The following is a 17,891-nucleotide window of genomic DNA, read 5'->3' as shown; positions in this document are numbered from 1 at the left end:
AAGGTGGGGCTATGATGAAAAAGAAAAGTTATACAGCAATAATGCTGTCTGTGGTATTGTGCCTGAGCCTGCTGCTTCCTTTATCGCCGGTCTATGCAACTTCCGTAGATCGTGGAGAAAGTATCGTAGAAGCGCATGAAGCTTCTGAGGCTGTGACAGCACTTGTGGAGGGGTATGAAGCTGTTGCAGACAGATGGGATTTAGCGAATTTTTTGCATCAACTTGTGCTGAAAGATGACAGTGGTAATATCATACCGCCTGACGGCAATGTCACGTTGTATGAGCATTACGAATTTGTATTTACCTTTCGGGAAACGACAGCATTGCAATTTAAGTATGGCGATGATGGTTATTTGAGATATCAGTTGCCGACCGAGTTTTTGGTTCCGGATGTTGTGGCGGGAGCGCCAATCCGCGCCGCCAACGATGAGACAATTGGGCATTATAGTGTTGCCGCTGACGGCGAAGTGCTTGTCAGGTTTTATGACGTAGACAGGCATGGCCAGCCTACGCCCGGCATAAATTTGCTAGACCAATATACCGATGTTACATTCACGCTCAATTTACAAGCGCAGTTTAAGGAGACGGCAGGTCCAATTGATTTTGATTTTGGAAACAATACGGTGTTGACGGTAACGGTGCGGCCGCCGGAGTATGATACACGTATTCACGTGCAAAAAAAACATTTTGGCTATGACAGGAGCACACAAACCATTGAGTATGAAGTTCTTATCAGTGCGTATGGCAGTGACATCAGCGACATCTCGTTGCGTGACACATTGGGCGGCACACATGTTGTGCCTTATGCGCTTGCGAGTGCAGCTATTACGCAAGTCACGGTGCAGGTCAGAGATGAAGAGCCTTTTGTTATATCGCCTGTTCCCTGGGTCGGAGAGAGCAATTCCTTTGTGCTTGACTTCCCGGATGTGACACTGAGTCGCGGCGAAAGCATCAGAGTTACCTATACTTTGGATGCCGAGCCTTTTATTCAAGCGTGGGGAGAGGCGTCGTCGGCGCGCTTGAACTATGAGTTTGCCCTTTCAAACGGTGTTGCTGTCAGCGGCAAAAATGTTGTCGGTGACGAGCTGGTTGACGAGGATTTTATTTGGCTCGTTGTGTCAACGCGATTTATGAATAAATGGTCAACGCAAAGTGGTGATGGCCGGGTTGAATGGCATGTCAATATCGGCGAGGGGCTGACGGTGTTGAACGGCATGACCGTCACCGATACATTGAGCGCAGGCATGAGTATTGTCTCCAACACGGTAGATGTCTACTTGTATGATCAAATTGGTCATTTTATTGACAGTGTATCTTTTCCCGTTTACTTGGATAAAACCGGCTTTACAATTACGCTGCCGGATGGGCTACACGGCCGCGATATCTATACAGCGTATATTCGCTATGACGCCGAAATTGATTACAGCAACTATCCGTCAGACGGCCGGTATGAAAATCGCCTGGAACTGGGGTTGGAGGGCGACCCGTATATTGTGCGGGACGTGTTTGTCAACCCGCCCGGCGTTCGCATGGAAAAGAGCCATCAATTGACAGAGGACTATATTGAGTGGACGATTCAGTTCTATGTTCCCGGTGCGTTGTATGGTGAGCGGGTATGGTTTGAGGATTACCTTGACATTATTTACCTCAATCGTGAAGGTCATCGTGTGTGGGGTACAGCCGTCAACCAGCCCGAAGATTTTGCCGTAACGGCACGGCGATTGGATGGTGGTGCGGCAGATCCATTCCATTGGAGTTTGTTAGACAGCCGTGATCCGCGGTTTCAACTTAACTGGAATGTCAAGAATGTTTGGATGATGTTTTTTGTCGAAGAACTGGTCGATAACCACGACGGCCGGTGGATATGCGATGATAGCAAGCTTTACAGCTTTTCGCCTTTTACGGCAGATACGTTGCTCACCATTACATACAAAACGCCGCTCTCGGCAAGGTTGTTGGAACACGGCATACAAGAAGCGGCATTTGACGGTATGAGCACAATAGGTGATGTTTTGCGGCAAACGCCTGTCGGCGACGCATTCGGCGAGGTGAGGAACGCGGTTTTCGCTTATCAAATCAATAATCAAGGATTCCATGAAATTGCGCGTGATCATGAATTTGTTGACTGGCCGATCCATAAATCAGCCGCACCGGTCGAGGGTACAGAGGATACTTTTGAATTTACTGTTCTTTTGCGGCGCGACTTGTTTTTACCGGGGCAGCCGGCATTGTTTGTTGATGAATTTGATTCCGGAATGGAATACGTGCCTGACTCGCTTGTCGTACAGCGCGGCGGTGACCGCTTTGTGCCGCGCACAGATGGTGGGGCAGACGCGATATTGCAGCTTATTGAACATGACGAACCAATGAGTCGTATGACAGTTGATTTTTCTGCGCCGTATATGCGGCGGATTGTCGGCGATGGTGTGCAGCCTGCTGAGCCGAATTGGTTCGCTTCGGGTGGAGATATTGTTGTGCGCTACCAAATGCGCATTAAGGACACTGATGTACTTGACCAGCAAATCTACCAAAATATTGCCAGCGTTTACAGCACCACGCGCGACGGCAGTTTTTCTGATGAGTATCAACTGAGGTATGGGACAAAAATCGTCGATAAGACGTGGGATTTGGTTGGCAATATTGCCCATGTGGATATTTTGATAAACCCTGAGGGGAGGACGCTGACGACAACCGGGCAGTTCGAGGTGCTTGACCAAATGAGCGACTCATTGTCACTTTATTTCGGAACGATACGTGTATTGCAAGAAGTTGCAGGGGAATGGCAAGAACAGCTGCTCACACAAGTGCCGACCTTGTCCGGGGAGCTCTGGACTTTTGCGGTCACGGGTGGCAACGAGGTGACCTTTGTGTTCCCGGACAGTGTGCCGTTAAGGCTTCAGTATGAGGTTTTGATTCGAGGCAATGTGGGCGAGGCAGTCAGCATCGCCAACGAGGTTACGTTGGCGGGCAGATTCTCGGACCGTGTGAGTGAAAGTTTTGTTGTCACGAGCGCAGCCGGCGGCGGTAGCGCGAACCGCAGCACAATCGCGCTGTACAAGTATGATAGCTTGGACAGCAGCATATTCTTGCCTGATGCGACGTTTGCACTGTACATCGGGGTGGCGTACCATGGGTGGCAATTGGTTGTTCCGCCTGAGGGGGTTGCACAGACCTTTACTGTCGGTACGATGACGTTTTATTATATGGAATCGAGAACAACTGATGACGCCGGCAATGCACAGTTTACGTCGCCTTGGTTGACACCGTCACACAACGCGATTTATGCACTAGTGGAAGTTGAAACGCCGACGGGATATTACCAGCCGGTTGACCCGGTTACACTGTTCTCCTATACCGTGGCGACGACCGAACAGTTGGAAGCGTTCGGCAATAAAGCGGTCGAGCAGGTTGCAGACAGCATTATGGTGCCCAATGATCGGTATGAGCCGTTCCGTTTTGACATTCCGCTGACCGGTGGCATGGGGACGGTCTTGTTTATCGCGGGCGGGCTGGTTGTGATTGGCGCAGTTGCTGTGATTTGGTATCAAGGTGTGCATAAAAAGCGCAGAAAGGTCAAGGCAGATTAGGGAGTTATTGCTGATAATAGGCGATGCCCAGCTGCGTGCGGTTGGTGACGTTGAGTTTTTCCATAATGACAACGATATTGTTGCGCACTGTACCCTCGCTGAGGTAGAGTTGCGCGGCAATGTCTTTATTGGTCAGCCCTTGTGCTACAAGGCGTGCGATGTCGCGTTCCCGCTGGGTCAGTTGCGCCAAAGCGGGGTTTTCTTGTGCAGCAAGTTTTTTCAATACGTCGGCACCCAGCACGCCGACACCGTCGAGCATGACGCGCAACTTTCCGGCGATGGCCGTGATTTTATCGGTCTTGATAAGATAGCCGTCAGCCCCTGCAGCGAGCGCCTGTTGAATGTTTGGCTTGTCGTCGAAGGTGGTCAGCATCATGATGCTGATGTGCGGGCAGCGCTGCTTGATAAGGCGTGTGGCGGCGATGCCGTCCATGCCGGGCATACGGATGTCCATCAGCAGAATGTCGGGCGAAAGAGTTTCGCATAACTCTAACGCCTCAGCGCCGTCTGCAGCAGTGCCAACAACAGTGATGTCACTTTCGCGTGCGAGGGTGAGTGATAAGCTTTTGCGGATGAGAGCGTCGTCGTCAACAATGAGCAGTTTCATGTGGATCCTCCTTGAAAGGAATAACGCAGACGACGCGGAAAGTCGCCTCGTTTGCGTCGATGGAAAGGTTACCGCCGATGGCGACGGCACGATGGCGTAGATTTCGCAAGCCGCTGCCAGGCGGCTTGCTACTCTGTCCGGCCACGCCGTCATTTTCTATGCAAAGCCGCACGATATGCGGCGTTGTGTCCAGATTGACTGACACCTGCGTGGCGGCGGTATGGCGAGCTATGTTGGTCAAGCTTTCACTTAGACAGGCTTCCAATACATTCCAGATATAGACGGGTATTTTGGTCGTGTCGCCGTAAGCGTGGAATGTGACGCTGGGGCAGGGGAAACGGCGACAGATGTCTTGCAGCGTCTCTACACCCAGCGATGTGACGGCTGAGAGGTTGTGGACGGTTTCGCGGATTTTGGCCGCGCCGCTATTGAGACGTTCCAGTGCGGCGTCGTATAGCTCCAGCGCTTCGGTGTTTTCAGCGACCATCATGGCGCGCGCTGTTTGCAAGGAGATGTAGGCGGCCACGATCTCATGGCCGGCATTGTCATGTATGTCGCGGGCGATGCGGGTGCGCTCGGCGACGGCGGTCATACGCTCGATCTGTGCGAGTGTTGCGGTCAGCTCGTTTTGCAAGCTTTCGAGTTCGTAGTAACGACCGGCCGCGGTGTCGCGGACATTTAACTTTTCGTGCAGTTCTCGTTTCCAGAGCCCTAAAAATAGGCCGCATAATGCTGAGAGAGCATACAGCGCAGCGAGGAGCGGATGGGGATCGAAAAGCAGGTACAGACCGCCCGATGATACCCAAAAAGCGCCTAAATACATGGCGGAAAAAAGCGGCAATGCCAAAAAATATGGTGGGTAGCCCCATATTACGGATAGGAGAATGCAGGCAGCCATGTCTAAGGCTACAGTGTGTTTCAGTATGGGAAAACGCCAGCGCAGCAGCGTCATGACAATTAAAAACAAAAACAGGAAAAAGCCTGTTATCGCGCCGCTTTCGAGCCAGAAAGCGAACAACAGGCCAAACCCTGCGGCTTTACAGAGCCAAAAACAGATGTTGGGCAGTGCGTGGTGTTTCATACAATTCTGCGCTTTCCTCCGTATAATAAGAACGCCGCTGTGAAGAGTAACAGAGCACCGATAGACAGCCAGTAGGTTGCCGTCATGGCACCGTTTTCAATGAATGATTCCAGCCCGCGGATGGCCCAATATGCCGGGAAGATGGCGCCGATATACTGCAAGATGCCGGGGAAGGCTTCGACGGGGAATGTCGCGCCACCTAAGAAGGCAGTCAAGAACAATAGCAGGCTGAATCCAGTGGCACTGCTTTCTTTGCGCTTGAAGATGCAGTGCCAGGTGAATGCCATGGCGACTGATGCCAATATGAGTACAGTATAGCACAGAAAAAGCGCGAAGGAAAGGGCGAGGCTCCAACCGTGCAGTGCCATGCCCAAAAGCGAGATCAGGGCAGTTTGCGCAACGAGCGGGACCATGCATGCCAAGAGGTTTTCGATGAGATACCGCCGTGTGGTGATAGGTGCTGCCAGAATGCGGATGACGGCACCGTCGGCTTTGTCAGTCAAGATGCTCAAGCTCATCAAGTATGCGCCGCTCATAAGGAAAAGCATGATAAAAGAGATGCCGTTCATGTTCCCGTCTGTCCAAAAGGGACGGACGAACAAGAACACAAGGGGCAGTATACAGGTGCAAATCAAAGACAGGGGGGTGCGAAGCCCGCGGAGCAGGGCATAACGGAAAATGGTCAAGCTTTTCGCCTCCTTCCCACTGCCATGACTGCGCCCGCCAATACTACGGTGACGGCGACCAGTATGCCGAGGTTGATGATCGCTTGGTTCATGTTATCTAAGACGGGGGTAGTGTATAGGATGGCGCGGAACGCGATGGGCAGAGGCGAACTGTATTGCATAACAAACTCTGCTACGGGACTGTCGCCCAGCGGGATGAAGAGTGTGCCGCTCAGCAACATCATGCCAAAGCAGATGATGTTGCTGACAATGGTTGCCGTTTTGCGCGTTTTGCTCAGCAGTGCAATCAGCGCGGCGAGCAGCTGGCTCATAACCGATACAAGCAGGAATACCGATACAAGGATGAGCAAGTTACCCCAGTAGATGCCGAATGCCAGCGCCATGACGCCGACAATGACGATGCCTTGGATGATGTTAAACGTCCAGCCGGCGGCAACGATGCCGTTGACAAAGGCGCGTTTGGGGACGGGCGTAGCGGCGAGCCGCCAGCGCATGTCGCCTTGGTTGAGGTCATCGAAGATGTTGTAAATCAACTGCTCGCCCGAGAAGAACTGGAAGGCGACCATAAACAACATGGTGAGGAAGGTTGCCATTGCGGTGGTTTCGGTGACTGCGTCGGCACCTTCAGTCAATTCGACCATACCGACGGCACCCAGCATATTGAGCGCTGCCAATCCCAAAGGCAGGGCGATGTATATCAACAAATTGACGGGGTGGCGGAAGGCGCGTTTGAGGTAGTGGGTGAAAATCAGTGTAAATTGGCTCATATTACACCTCTCCTTCGTCGCGCAGACGCTTGCCGGTGAGGGTCAAAAACACGTCTTCCAGACTGGGCTTATCTTCGGAGACTGACAGGATGCTGGTGTGGCGCTGTGCGACAGTCATAATACGGTTGATATTGCCGCTGCCGGCGCCGGAGATGATAAGGTAGTGGCCATCGTTGACTGTGACGCTCTTGACGCCGGAAATGGCGCGCAGTTCCTCGGTCAGTGAATCGGACGGGGTGGCGGCGTGCAGCCGGACACGGTCTTCGTATTGGATGCGGTTCATCAATTCGTCGATACTGCCTTCGGCAATGACGCGCCCTGCGTCCATGATGGCGATGCGGTTGCAGATGGCTTGCACTTCTTCCATATAGTGGGAAGTGTATACGACTGTTGTGCCGTTTTGGGCAATTTTCTTGACCGACTCCAAGATGTGGTTGCGCGACTGCGGGTCGATGCCGACGGTGGGTTCGTCCATGATAACGAGTTTTGGTTTATGGACGAGGGCGCAGGCGATATTTAGGCGACGCTGCATACCGCCTGAGAATGTGCCGGGGCGTTTTTTTGCGCGCTCGGTGAGCCCGACAAATTCCAGCATTTCTTTGACGTTGGTGTCCAGTTCGGCGCCGCGCAGGCCGTAGAGGCCGCCGAAGTAGCGCAGGTTTTCAATAGCTGAGAGGTCTTTGAAAACAGTGATTTCTTGAGTGACAAGCCCGATGTCGTGGCGAGGGCTGAGGTTGCGCACACTTTGGCGCTGGCCGAAGACTTGCACTTCGCCGGCATCGGCGTCAACGAGACCGCAGAGTACGCGAATGGCAGTGGTTTTGCCGGCACCATTGGGGCCGAGCAGGCCGAGGATTTCGCCCTCGGCGACGTCGAGATTTAAGTGATCTAGCGCAGTGGTGTCGCCGTAGCGTTTGACGACATTTTTGATGTTGGCGATCATGATGTGTATTCCTCCTGAAAGGTTATTTTGTATTTTTAGTATAGCCAAAGATTGCGGTGTGCGGTAGTGACATTTGTCATGATTATAACATAATTTCAGGGTGATACTCAACAGGCTGTTTGGGAGGTTGTGCTTTTCTTTGATTTGTTGTATACTGTTTAAGACAACCAAATTGAAAGAAGTGATTGACTCCATGGACGTATTTGCAAAATGCCGTGCTTTCACGGCGGCCGAAGAGGCGAGAGCCGCCGATATTTATCCTTTCGCGCATGAAATCAGCACTCGCCAGCACTCTGAGGTAATGATGGGCGGGCGGCGTACCATTATGCTGGGTTCAAACAACTATTTAGGTTTGACGGCTGACGATCGCGTTATCGCGGCGGCGCGTGAAGCGTTGGAGGAGTTTGGCTCGGGCTGCTCGGGTTCACGTCATCTCAACGGTACGCTGACGCTGCACAACGATTTGGAACGCGAATTGGCCGCCTTTTTCGGCTATGAAGATTGTGTGACGTTCTCGACAGGGTTTCAAGCCAACTTGGGTATTTTGAGCGCGTTGTGCGGGATGCATGATGTGATATTTTTTGACAACAAGAACCACGCCTCGTTGTATGACGCGGCGCGGCTGTCATTTGCGAAAGTGCAGAAGTATGCGCACAACGATATGGATGGACTTGAACAAAAGCTTAAAGACGCTAAGTCTGACCGAGGCAAATTGATCGTTGTTGATGGCGTGTTTTCTATGGAGGGCGACTTGTGTAATTTACCCAAAATCGTTGAGTTGGCCGAGCGATATGATGCGCGTATTATGGTTGACGACAGCCACGGGATCGGTACGATGGGCGCTTGCGGGCGCGGTGTGGGTGAGCATTTTGGGCTATACGACAAAATTGACGTGCTGATGGGGACATTTAGCAAATCGTTTGCCAGCTTAGGCGGCTTTATGGCGGCACCGCGTGTGGTGTGCGAGTACATACGCCATATGTCGCGGCCGTATATATTCAGTGCATCCATGCCGCCGTCAAATGTCGCGGCAGTGCGCAAGGCGTTGGAAATTATGCAGGCTGAGCCGCAGTTGGTGCGGCAGGTCAATGACAATGCTGACTACATGCGGCATGGGTTTGAACGATTAAATATTCGCACTACACCGAGCCAAGCGCCGATTATTCCTGTGGAAATCGGCACAGATGAAATGGCATTTGTGGCCTCGCGAGAGCTGCTGCGGGCGGGCGTGTATGTCAATCCTGTGGTTTCGCCGGCAGTGGAAGAGGGACATTCGATTTTGCGCACGAGTTATACGGCGACGCTGACCAAAGAGCAGTTGGATTTTGCATTAGATGGGTTTGAGGTTGTGTTTAAGCAGTTGGGGCTGGTATGAGAACTCGATTAGAGCAAGTGCTGGAACGCTATCTGAATGGGCGGGAGATTGCCGTATGGGGGACGCCGACACGGCGGCTTTTGCGTGTGTTGCAGGGTTACAATTGGCACGTCGCCGATATTGTTGACCCAAGCAAGCATTACGTTGTCTCCGTCAATAATGACGATGACAACGATTTTGAACAGGACGAGCAGAGCAAGGCGTTTTACGAGACGTATGACTGCACAAACTTTGCCGATGAGGGCGGTGAGTTGCCTTTTGAATGGGAATGTCACGGCGTTCCCGTGGGTAGGCAGACGTATCTCAGTCAAGGCATTGTGGCTGCGTGTCGATATGGTTTTGTTGAGCGCATCGGGCATTTCACTTCTATCAATGGCTCGGCGGATATCGGCTGTGACCACCAAATGGATATGGTCACGACCAGTGATGACATCGAACATTTTTGTACAATTGAGAACAGGGCGAAGTTTATTGCGCGGCATAAAGTTGACCCCAAGCACCCGTACGCGCAAGGCAAGCCGAAAATAACCATCGGCAATGACGTGTGGATTGGCGCTAACGCCTTTATCAACTCGTCAAAAGTGACAAGTATCGGCGATGGCGCGATTATCGGCGCAGGCGCGGTGGTGCTGGAAGACGTGCCGTCGTATGCTGTTGTGGTTGGCGTGCCGGCAAAGGTAAAACGGTATCGTTTTACGCCTGAAATGATTGAGGTTTTGCAGCGCGTGCAGTGGTGGCATTGGAGCCAAGGTGAAATCAACGCCAACATCGATACATTGTTGTCGCCGGAAGAGTTTATGGAGCGGTTTGGACATGAGTAAAATTGTTTTAATCACCGGTGCGTCATCCGGCATTGGGTTAGAAACTGCCAAATTGCTATGTAACAGAGGTTATACGGTTTACGGTGTTGCGCGGCGTGAAGTGGTGCATGATGCTATCAACTACTTGCAAGCTGATGTTACCGATCAAGCGCAAGTTGATGCAGTCGTGCAGACAATCATTGCGCGCGAAGGACGGCTTGATATTGTCATTCAATCGGCAGGGTTCGGCATTGCCGGTGCGGTTGAAGCCAACAGTGACGATGAGATTGCGCGGCAGATGGATGTTAATTTCAACGGCAGTGTGCGTGTGTTGCGGGCAGTGTTGCCGATTATGCGAGTTCAAACGTCAGGCAAAATTATCCAACTCGGCAGTGTTGCAGGGCATATCGCCATTCCGTTTCAAGGCTTCTATTCGGCATCAAAATTTGCCATTGCGGGATTGTATCAATCGCTGCGGCTGGAACTGGCACCGTTTGGCATTCAAGTGGCGGTTGTCGAGCCGGGCGATACAAATACTAACTTTGCCGAGGCTAGAATTTTTGCCGAAACGCTCATGCAAGAGTACCAAGAGGCCATGAATCACGCTGTTGGTGTGATGGAAAAAGACGAAGCATGTGGCGACAGCCCTGAAAAGGCGGCCAAGTTGATTGCCAAGTTGTGTCGAAGAAAAAAAATGCCAGCACGTATAGTTGTTGGCGTTGATTACAAATTGTTATGTGCAGCAAAAGCAATTTTGCCGTATAGGCTGGTCGAGCGGATTCTCAAACGGAAATATTTACAATGATAAAAATTGACTTCGGTGCAAACACTAGCATCGAAGTCAATTTTTATTTGTGTATACACTCCCTCCGACGGATTCGCCGCCACCTCCTCGTAGCGGGAGGCTGTATTTTTCGCGGGGTCACCCTCTCTGAGGGAGTGTGACAGTCCACAAAGGAGTCACCACTATGACCGATCAACAAATCCATTGCAAAACCTGTGGTTGTTTGCATACGCCGGGGCGTCATATTACGTTGCCGTCCGCCGAAGTTTCGCGCGTAGAGCCTGACAGTAAGACGACCCAACCTTCCGTCGAAGCCGTTGAGCAAGCCAAAGCGTGGGTCGAGCAGGGCAGTAAGCTATGAGCATACAACCTTTGCGGCAAAAGATTGCTGAGCGATTCATGTCGCCGGAATTGGGGGTAACGCCCGCACCGACTCAACAGTTCCCGACAAAGTTGGATGAATGTGTCGAGCTGTTCAAAGGTCTTTATCATAATTCCGATGAGCTGATTGTCCGCCGCGTGACGGTGGGTGACCAAAAGGTGGTGTTGTTACATTTGGAAAACCTGCTCGACCGCACGGCTATCACGACATCCATCCTTATGCCCATGATGGCGATGGGCAATGGTGGGCATAAGGGCGATGATTTATTGCAACACCTCGAAGATAAAGTGCTTATGAGCGGCGAGTTGCAAGCGGCCGAGGATGTGGATAAGGCGATTACCTTTATGGCCAATGGATTTTTGATTATTCTTGTTGATGGCGGCACAAGTGCACTTTCCATTGGATTACAAGGTTTTATCGTGCGCGGATTGAGCGAAAGTCAAAATGAAGTAACCATCAACGGTCCACGTGAGTCGTTTAACGAGGTGTTGCCGCTCAATATGAGTATTCTGCGTCGACGCATGGGTGATACGGCACTGCATTTCGATTTTATCACCATCGGCAAGCGTAGCCGAACGCGCGTGGCCATCACATACATTGACGGCGTTGTACCGGCGTGGATGGTGACGCAAGTAAAGGAACGGCTGCAAAAAGCCGACTTGCAAATGTTGCTTGATTCCAGTCACTTGCGTGACTTTTTGACCGATCGCCCCAATGGATTCTTTCAAGCTGTAGGCAAGACCGATCGCCCCGATGTGTTGCTGAATAAACTGGCTGAAGGGCGCGTTGGCATCATGGTTAATGGAACGCCATTTGCGTTATACGTACCGCAATTATTTCACGAAAATTTCCAGACAGTTGATGATTACGCTTACCCGCCATTTTATAGCCTTTTCTTGCGCGTGTTGAAGATGTCTACGTTTTGGATTACGTTGATTTTGCCGGGACTATATGTTGCGCTGGGCACATTTCACCCTGCGCTATTCCCTGAGCCCATGCTTATGCTGGTGTCGCAGGGCGAGACGGCAACGCCGTTTCCGCTCGTTGTTGAGGCGTTGTTGATTCACATCATTTTTGAAGTTATACGCGAGGCGGGCATCCGTATGCCGAAAGCCATCGGAAGTGCTGTCAGCCTTGTTGGGGCGTTGGTGTTGGGTGAAGCGGCGGTGCAGGCGGGCTTGATTACCGCGCCGATGGTGCTGCTGGTTGCCATTACCGCCGTCGGATCATTTGTTGTTCCGGGGTTATATGAGCCATTGAGCGTGTTGCGGCTGATTTTTATCATTGCTGCAGGCATTTTTGGCATTTATGGCGTAGCTATCCTCTTCTTGCTGACACTGGTCAACATCACAGGCGTGCGCGAATTTGGCGTACCTTTCGGCGCACCGCTATCGCCGTTTACATTGCTGGGGCAGCGCGACACGCTGTTCCGTGCAAATTGGCGCAGTTTGGGTAAGAGTACGGAAATTCCGACCGATATGACAGGGAGCGAGAAACCGCAATGAATCAAGCTGTCAAAACCAAAACAATCAGCGCGCAGCAGCTTTTCGCGTTGTTGATCGTCACGCGATTAAGCGTGATTTTCACAGAAACATTTGCCGAGGCACGTATGGACACCGCGTTGCTTGCCAACGCAGTGTTAAGTTCGCTCGGACTGCTCATGTTGTTGCTGCCTGTGATTATTTTACGACATTTTGCGCCGGAAGAGAATGTGTTGCAAGTGCTACACCGCATATATGGCATTGCGTTTGCTGCACTTGCGGGCATTGGCATGATTGTCTATTTTGTGTTTATGACGGCTTTATATGATGCACGATTCGGATATTTTGCGCGAACGGCCATCAACCCAACCATTTCTGTGCGTTGGCTGACAGTGATTTTGTTGCTGGCGTGCGTCTATTTGGCATGTCGCGGCTCAGAGGCATTGGCGCGGGCAGCGGTGATTCTGGCGCCGATTTTGTTGTTGGCGTTTGGTTTAATTGTTTTTCTCTCGCGGCAGTTCTCTCATGCTGATATGCTGGCACGCGGAACGCTCACACCGTTTAACATTGGCGTGTTGCGCAACCTTTCCGCAAATGCTGCTGTAGCTGCAATTGGGTTGTTTTTGCCACAAGTCAAGGGGAGTCTGGGCAAGGCAATGATTGTTTACGCTGCTGTAGCAGCGGCGATTACTGTCATTGTCGCTTATATGCTGGTCACGGTGTTCGGCAGCTTCGCGCAAACGTTGCTTTTTCCGTTTTATACGATGGCGTCGCTCCGTAATGACTTGACTTTTTTTCACCCCAATGTTGTCATGGCTGTGGTATGGTTGTTGGGACATTTGGTGCAAATTGCCGTAATGCTCGTTGCCGTGATGCTGATTGTGCGGTATTTTGCGCCTAATTGGCGTAAGAGCATCATTGTCGGCGGAACGGCGGCTGTTGCCGCGGCGGCATCGTGGGGATTGAATTTGCATGATAGTTTGTATCGATATGAGGCGGCGTTGCGGTGGGCAGGTTGGGCGTTTCTCGTTGTTGGCGTGGGAGTGCCGTTGGTGGCTATGTTTGGAACAGTTGTTAAGCGAAAGGATGTGGGAGCATGAAGCGGTTTCTAGTGTGTTGCTTCATGTTAATTTTACTATTACCCTCGGGCTGTATGATGCAACGCCAAGTCACCGACAACATCTTTGTGCTTGCTATGGCAGTGGACTATCAAGACGGTCATTACCGAGTGTATGCCAGCATTCTCAACCCCGAGCGTTCCGGCGGGCAAGCCGAGGAGAATGAACCGGATATGCCGGCTATTATAAACGCCACAGGCAAAAGCCTGTCCAATGCAATGTACAATATGCGCAAAGATTTTCCTCGCTTCATCAACCTCAGTCGCAATCGCGTGTTGGTGCTGGGAAAATCGGCGCTACGTGAAGGGCTGCACGATATTATTGATTTCTATATGCGCAGTCACGAAACGCAATTATCGGCGCGCGTTTATGTCTATGATGGCGATATTGGCGAAGTGCTGACCAACAGTATGCATAACGCCGTTGACCCCGCGATGGCACTGTATGAAATGGCGGCATTTGGGCGTGAGGCGGGGTTGTTTATTACGCCGATTGCACTGGACATTGCCATGCATTTATACGACAGCACAACAGCATTGACCATCCCCATCTTCGAGCGCAAAGCACCTGACCCTGAGATGCATGGGCAAGCGAGTGAGAACAAGCCGCACGGCGGCGAAGACCAACAAAATGAAGAGGAGGGAGAGATGGGTGTTGACCCTAGCGATAGTCTTATTCTATCCGGCGCGGCGTTGTTGCAAGATGGCAGATATGCGGCGAATTTGTCGCCGGAAGTCAGCATTCCGATGACGCAATTATTGTTATCGGGACATGGGCGTGACGTGCATACCGTGCCGCTTGGCAACAATGCGCGGGCGGGGGTACAAACCTTGCGGCGTAAGAATAGATTGTCGGTGAGCCTGGATGGAAATGTGCCGATTCTGCGTGTGAATGTGGAAGTTGAGGGGCAGTTGATTGATTTGCAAGGTAATGTTGATTTGATGAAAATCAGCGAACAATACGGGGAAGCAATCAAGCACGAGGTGCTTTTGGTGCTGCATACACTGTATATAGAGCGCGGCGCCGATGCGCTGGGCTTTGGGCGTAAGCTGTTACGGCGCGGGAGACGCGCGGAAGTCGATTGGCGCGCGGCGGAACTGGATGTGTGGGTTGAGGCAAGAGTGACGCAGTCTGGGCAAATACAATAGAAACTGTTAAAGTCCATGAGATTTTGTCGACTGTGAGCATTGTGAGGCATGACAAATTAGGGGTTGACAAACGGGAATACATGGGCTATAATATCACCTTGTAATGCGGGAGTGACTCAGTGGTAGAGTGTCACCTTGCCAAGGTGAAAGTCGCGGGTTCAAATCCCGTCTCCCGCTCCATGGGGGAGCTTTGATAAAAGCTCCCCGTACATATTTTGTTTCTTGCTTAGTTCGACGACGGCGCCATAGCCAAGTGGTAAGGCAGAGGTCTGCAAAACCTCGATTCCCCGGTTCAAATCCGGGTGGCGCCTCCATAGAACAACCCTGTAGCCGCAATGGTTGCAGGGTTGTTTTTATGTTTTAATAATAGCAGTTGACACCTTATAGTTTTTTATGCGCTTGATATAGTCATCGTTTCGCATTCTCGTGAACAGCACAACAGCATAGGTACGTTCGAACCTATTGCCCTTGTGTTGACTATAAAAAGGCAGCTATCTACATTTCATTATCACAGGTTGGGGTCTATATGTCAAAGTGCGAAAGAGAAAGAGAAACTGTGATATAGTCATGCACGAGTTTAGAAGAGTACAATGCCAACAGCGCGTGAATATTAATTTCAGATTATGGGTCATACACAACTAATAATATGTAGTAAAGTGAAAAATATCAAGCTATGAACGGGCAACAAAGCACTTGACAGCCAAATATTCCCTATGCTATACTGAGGGCACAATTTGCAAATCCACCTGAAAGATGTGGTTTACATGAAACAAGTGCAATACGCACGAAACACTAGGGTTAAGCTAGGCTGAGTTTCGTGCGGTCTTTTTGTTGCGGCACTAAACATAGAATGGCAGGTGCACAACGCCAAGGAGACGTACATATGATAAAATTACGAAAGATTTTGTCCGTTTGCATAGTTGTATGTATGCTGTTGCCGATTATGGTAATAGGTATGCCGAATGTGGGGGCAACTATACTTGACGAAGCGGCAATTGTCGAGGCACAAACTAGTAGCCCGGTTCTTATTGAAATGCGAGTCAATTCTAATCAAGCACGGGTACGTACTGTAGTGAACCCCAGCGGTGTAATGTGGAGTAACATTGAAAAGCCTCATATTATTCCTGAAAATACCGACTTAAATTCAACTTACTCGAGTGACAGGGCAGACAATTCATTGCCGCCGGATTTTGTTGCGGAAGGCTCTGCTTTGCCGATGCTGGATATTTTCGCAGAGGATAATGATTTATCTTCTAATATCTTGCGTGATGTCGAGATAGTGCCTCATGTGAATCCTATGCCTATTTCGGGTCATGTGGTAGTTCCCGCCGGATTTGTATCACAGCGTCTGGGCATAACGCCCGCATTTAATACCCAAACTCAAACGGCAACCATGACATATCGTGGAATCACCGTCACCATGCCCATTGGTTCTAAGGCGGCCACACGCACACAAAATGGCGTGACTATGCCTCTTGTTTTGCCGGTTCCGGCTATACTGGTGAATAATAACACGATGATTCCCGCGCGAGTTGTTCTTGAAGCCTTGGGATTCCCTGCTCCTTTGTGGGGAGGCACAAACCATACCATCCTTATAGCCACGCAGCTTACGGGCTTAGGACAATTGATGCGCCGTTTTATCATCTCAGTGCCGCAAATTTGTATGTGCCTGTTACGCGCGTGCGCGTTACACCTGAAAACGCCACGATTGACATGTCGTTTAGCACAACACGTCAGATGTCGGCAATGATCGAACCGTTCAACGCAACAAACAGAATAGTAACATGGCAATCGAACAATGCAGACGTAGCGTGGTTTTACAACCCGACACAACGGCCCGGTGTTCTGCTTGTGCGGCGGACGATAGCCCAAATGATTGCCGGCGGTGCACAGAATGTTCCTGTAACTGCCACAGCCGGTGGTGTGACATCCAACACAGCCACGGTACAGGTTTTTGCACCGCCATCTACTTTACGGTGGGTGGGTTATACACACCCACATTATCGGCAAACGCGCAACCAAACCATTTTGCTCACCGGCACGGTACAGTCCAATTATCCGCTGGTTAGCATTGTGACGTTCTTTGATTGGCTGGATGCGCCCCCGGGTGTGCCGAGTCATTATTCGGTCCACTCACGCAGCGTTTCGGGGGCGGAATATTGGATCGGAAACCAAACCACACAACGCTTTGCCGTTGAGGGGCGTTTGCAAGATTTGCCTGTGGACAGAGGCTACCAGTTCGTACTTCGCGCTACAGACGCATCTGGTGCAACACATGATTTTAGGCTACAGGCTTTTTCATTACGCACGGCATCATTCATTTGGTGGAGCGGTAATCGCCCTGTCCCTGAAAGCTTTGTTGACGGCAATCACCCACAAATTGTTGGTGGTATAGAATCGTGGCTAAACCCGACGACTATGCGATTATACATCACTGACCCTAACGGGAATCCGGTGCGTAACCGCTTTGGCAACACCATACCGGCGCTGGCAGGTGTCACAACGCCGGTCACAACGCTGAACACCGGCAACCGTCGCTATACAGTGACAGGCACAACGTTTTGTACACACAATCATCTGCCGCACCTGCATCCCGGGGCATATAGGCTAACACTTCGCGCGGACAATGCCTATCAAAACAATCAAGTTGTGGAGAACTGGACATTCAATGTCCGTCCGCGGATCCCGCACAGTCTAATCGCCCACAGCATCGCACACAATGCCGCAACTTTAACATGGGCGCGCCCCGATGGTGCGAACGGTTTTACGGTATATGTCTATCGCGGCAATACGAGGGTACACGATGTAAGGCCGGGCAATGTAACACACTACAGGGTAACGGGGCTGGCAGCCAACACAGCGTATACGTTCCGTGTAGTGGCACATAGCCCGTGGGGATACTCCGAAAGAAACGCGGTAGGGAATTTTACGACAGCACGGCCGCCGCTGACGGGCATAGCCATCGGCAACTTGCCCCTGAATAATCGCATGACGGTTGGCGATGCCCGCACGTTATCAACCTCGCCGATTCCCTCTAACGCAACACTGCCCGGTGGGTTAGTATGGCACTCGTGGAACACGAATGTGGCAACGGTTGACCAAAATGGGCGTGTTACGGCACAGCAAACGGGG

General features: G+C 51.2%; 15 protein-coding genes and 2 tRNA genes. 12 read left to right on the top strand and 5 right to left on the bottom strand.

The window, feature by feature from the left end; translation table 11 throughout:
* Positions 1–11 precede the first annotated feature (11 nt).
* Positions 12–3,587 carry a hypothetical protein gene (locus FWE06_09000; GenBank protein MCL2547303.1) on the top strand — a complete coding sequence of 1,192 codons (3,576 nt, stop codon included), beginning with the start codon at positions 12–14 and terminating at the stop codon, positions 3,585–3,587.
* Positions 3,588–3,591: 4 nt separating this feature from the next.
* Here the strand turns inward: FWE06_09000 and FWE06_08995 are convergent, their stop codons facing one another.
* From FWE06_08995 to FWE06_08975, 5 genes are read right to left on the bottom strand one after another with little or no spacing between them, the layout of a single operon-like run.
* Entirely contained in the window at positions 3,592–4,194 is a 603-nt protein-coding gene (locus FWE06_08995) for a response regulator transcription factor (protein ID MCL2547302.1), read from the bottom strand.
* Positions 4,175–5,275, bottom strand: coding sequence for a histidine kinase (locus tag FWE06_08990; GenBank protein ID MCL2547301.1), 1,101 nt, complete (start codon positions 5,273–5,275; stop codon positions 4,175–4,177). Before FWE06_08990 ends, FWE06_08995 begins: the two co-directional genes overlap by 20 nt.
* Positions 5,272–5,910: an ABC transporter permease gene (locus tag FWE06_08985; GenBank protein MCL2547300.1), complete on the bottom strand. Its 639-nt coding sequence runs from the start codon at positions 5,908–5,910 to the stop codon at positions 5,272–5,274. The genes FWE06_08990 and FWE06_08985 overlap by 4 nt, the downstream gene beginning before the upstream one ends.
* 47 nt (positions 5,911–5,957) lie before the next feature.
* On the bottom strand, positions 5,958–6,728 hold the full coding sequence (locus FWE06_08980; protein MCL2547299.1) for an ABC transporter permease: 771 nt from the start codon (positions 6,726–6,728) through the stop codon (positions 5,958–5,960).
* Position 6,729: 1 nt separating this feature from the next.
* Entirely contained in the window at positions 6,730–7,671 is a 942-nt protein-coding gene (locus FWE06_08975; GenBank protein MCL2547298.1) for an ABC transporter ATP-binding protein, read from the bottom strand.
* A gap of 193 nt (positions 7,672–7,864) precedes the next feature.
* Between FWE06_08975 and FWE06_08970 the strand changes: the two genes are divergently transcribed.
* The 11 genes from FWE06_08970 to FWE06_08920 all read left to right on the top strand — a co-directional run.
* Positions 7,865–9,046 carry a pyridoxal phosphate-dependent aminotransferase family protein gene (locus FWE06_08970; GenBank protein MCL2547297.1) on the top strand — a complete coding sequence of 394 codons (1,182 nt, stop codon included), beginning with the start codon at positions 7,865–7,867 and terminating at the stop codon, positions 9,044–9,046.
* Positions 9,043–9,867, top strand: coding sequence for a CatB-related O-acetyltransferase (locus FWE06_08965; protein ID MCL2547296.1), 825 nt, complete (start codon positions 9,043–9,045; stop codon positions 9,865–9,867). The genes FWE06_08970 and FWE06_08965 overlap by 4 nt, the downstream gene beginning before the upstream one ends.
* Positions 9,860–10,651 (top strand): SDR family oxidoreductase, encoded by a 792-nt coding sequence (locus FWE06_08960; GenBank protein ID MCL2547295.1) that lies wholly within the window; start codon positions 9,860–9,862, stop codon positions 10,649–10,651. The genes FWE06_08965 and FWE06_08960 overlap by 8 nt, the downstream gene beginning before the upstream one ends.
* Before the next feature lie 163 nt (positions 10,652–10,814).
* On the top strand, positions 10,815–10,991 hold the full coding sequence (locus tag FWE06_08955; protein ID MCL2547294.1) for a DUF3787 domain-containing protein: 177 nt from the start codon (positions 10,815–10,817) through the stop codon (positions 10,989–10,991).
* Entirely contained in the window at positions 10,988–12,517 is a 1,530-nt protein-coding gene (locus tag FWE06_08950) for a spore germination protein (protein ID MCL2547293.1), read from the top strand. Before FWE06_08955 ends, FWE06_08950 begins: the two co-directional genes overlap by 4 nt.
* Positions 12,514–13,593 carry a GerAB/ArcD/ProY family transporter gene (locus FWE06_08945; protein MCL2547292.1) on the top strand — a complete coding sequence of 360 codons (1,080 nt, stop codon included), beginning with the start codon at positions 12,514–12,516 and terminating at the stop codon, positions 13,591–13,593. Before FWE06_08950 ends, FWE06_08945 begins: the two co-directional genes overlap by 4 nt.
* A complete protein-coding gene (locus FWE06_08940) occupies positions 13,590–14,759 on the top strand; it encodes a hypothetical protein (GenBank protein ID MCL2547291.1) in 1,170 nt (389 codons plus the stop codon). Before FWE06_08945 ends, FWE06_08940 begins: the two co-directional genes overlap by 4 nt.
* A 105-nt stretch (positions 14,760–14,864) precedes the next feature.
* Positions 14,865–14,939: transfer RNA gene (locus FWE06_08935), tRNA-Gly, on the top strand.
* A gap of 59 nt (positions 14,940–14,998) precedes the next feature.
* Positions 14,999–15,073, top strand: a tRNA-Cys gene (locus FWE06_08930).
* Between the two features lie 569 nt (positions 15,074–15,642).
* Complete coding sequence (locus FWE06_08925) at positions 15,643–16,509, top strand: copper amine oxidase N-terminal domain-containing protein (GenBank protein ID MCL2547290.1); 867 nt, start codon at positions 15,643–15,645, stop codon at positions 16,507–16,509.
* Positions 16,473–17,891: fibronectin type III domain-containing protein (locus FWE06_08920; GenBank protein ID MCL2547289.1), on the top strand; the 1,419-nt coding region annotated here is incomplete at its 3' end. The genes FWE06_08925 and FWE06_08920, both read left to right, overlap by 37 nt.

The organism is Oscillospiraceae bacterium, assembly GCA_009780275.1.
Classification (GTDB): Bacteria; Bacillota; Clostridia; order Oscillospirales; family UBA929; genus WRAI01.
This window is presented reverse-complemented; position numbering and strand designations above follow the sequence as displayed.

Bases quoted from the DNA above. Each gene is read 5' to 3' on its own strand.
- FWE06_08925 (MCL2547290.1), top strand. From the start codon at position 15,643: ATGATAAAATTACGAAAGATTTTGTCCGTTTGCATAGTTGTATGTATG.
- FWE06_08995 (MCL2547302.1), bottom strand. From the start codon at position 4,194: ATGAAACTGCTCATTGTTGACGACGACGCTCTCATCCGCAAAAGCTTA.
- FWE06_08990 (MCL2547301.1), bottom strand. From the start codon at position 5,275: ATGAAACACCACGCACTGCCCAACATCTGTTTTTGGCTCTGTAAAGCC.
- FWE06_08950 (MCL2547293.1), top strand. From the start codon at position 10,988: ATGAGCATACAACCTTTGCGGCAAAAGATTGCTGAGCGATTCATGTCG.
- FWE06_08955 (MCL2547294.1), top strand. From the start codon at position 10,815: ATGACCGATCAACAAATCCATTGCAAAACCTGTGGTTGTTTGCATACG.
- FWE06_08945 (MCL2547292.1), top strand. From the start codon at position 12,514: ATGAATCAAGCTGTCAAAACCAAAACAATCAGCGCGCAGCAGCTTTTC.
- FWE06_08980 (MCL2547299.1), bottom strand. From the start codon at position 6,728: ATGAGCCAATTTACACTGATTTTCACCCACTACCTCAAACGCGCCTTC.
- FWE06_09000 (MCL2547303.1), top strand. From the start codon at position 12: ATGATGAAAAAGAAAAGTTATACAGCAATAATGCTGTCTGTGGTATTG.
- FWE06_08970 (MCL2547297.1), top strand. From the start codon at position 7,865: ATGGACGTATTTGCAAAATGCCGTGCTTTCACGGCGGCCGAAGAGGCG.
- FWE06_08960 (MCL2547295.1), top strand. From the start codon at position 9,860: ATGAGTAAAATTGTTTTAATCACCGGTGCGTCATCCGGCATTGGGTTA.
- FWE06_08975 (MCL2547298.1), bottom strand. From the start codon at position 7,671: ATGATCGCCAACATCAAAAATGTCGTCAAACGCTACGGCGACACCACT.
- FWE06_08940 (MCL2547291.1), top strand. From the start codon at position 13,590: ATGAAGCGGTTTCTAGTGTGTTGCTTCATGTTAATTTTACTATTACCC.
- FWE06_08965 (MCL2547296.1), top strand. From the start codon at position 9,043: ATGAGAACTCGATTAGAGCAAGTGCTGGAACGCTATCTGAATGGGCGG.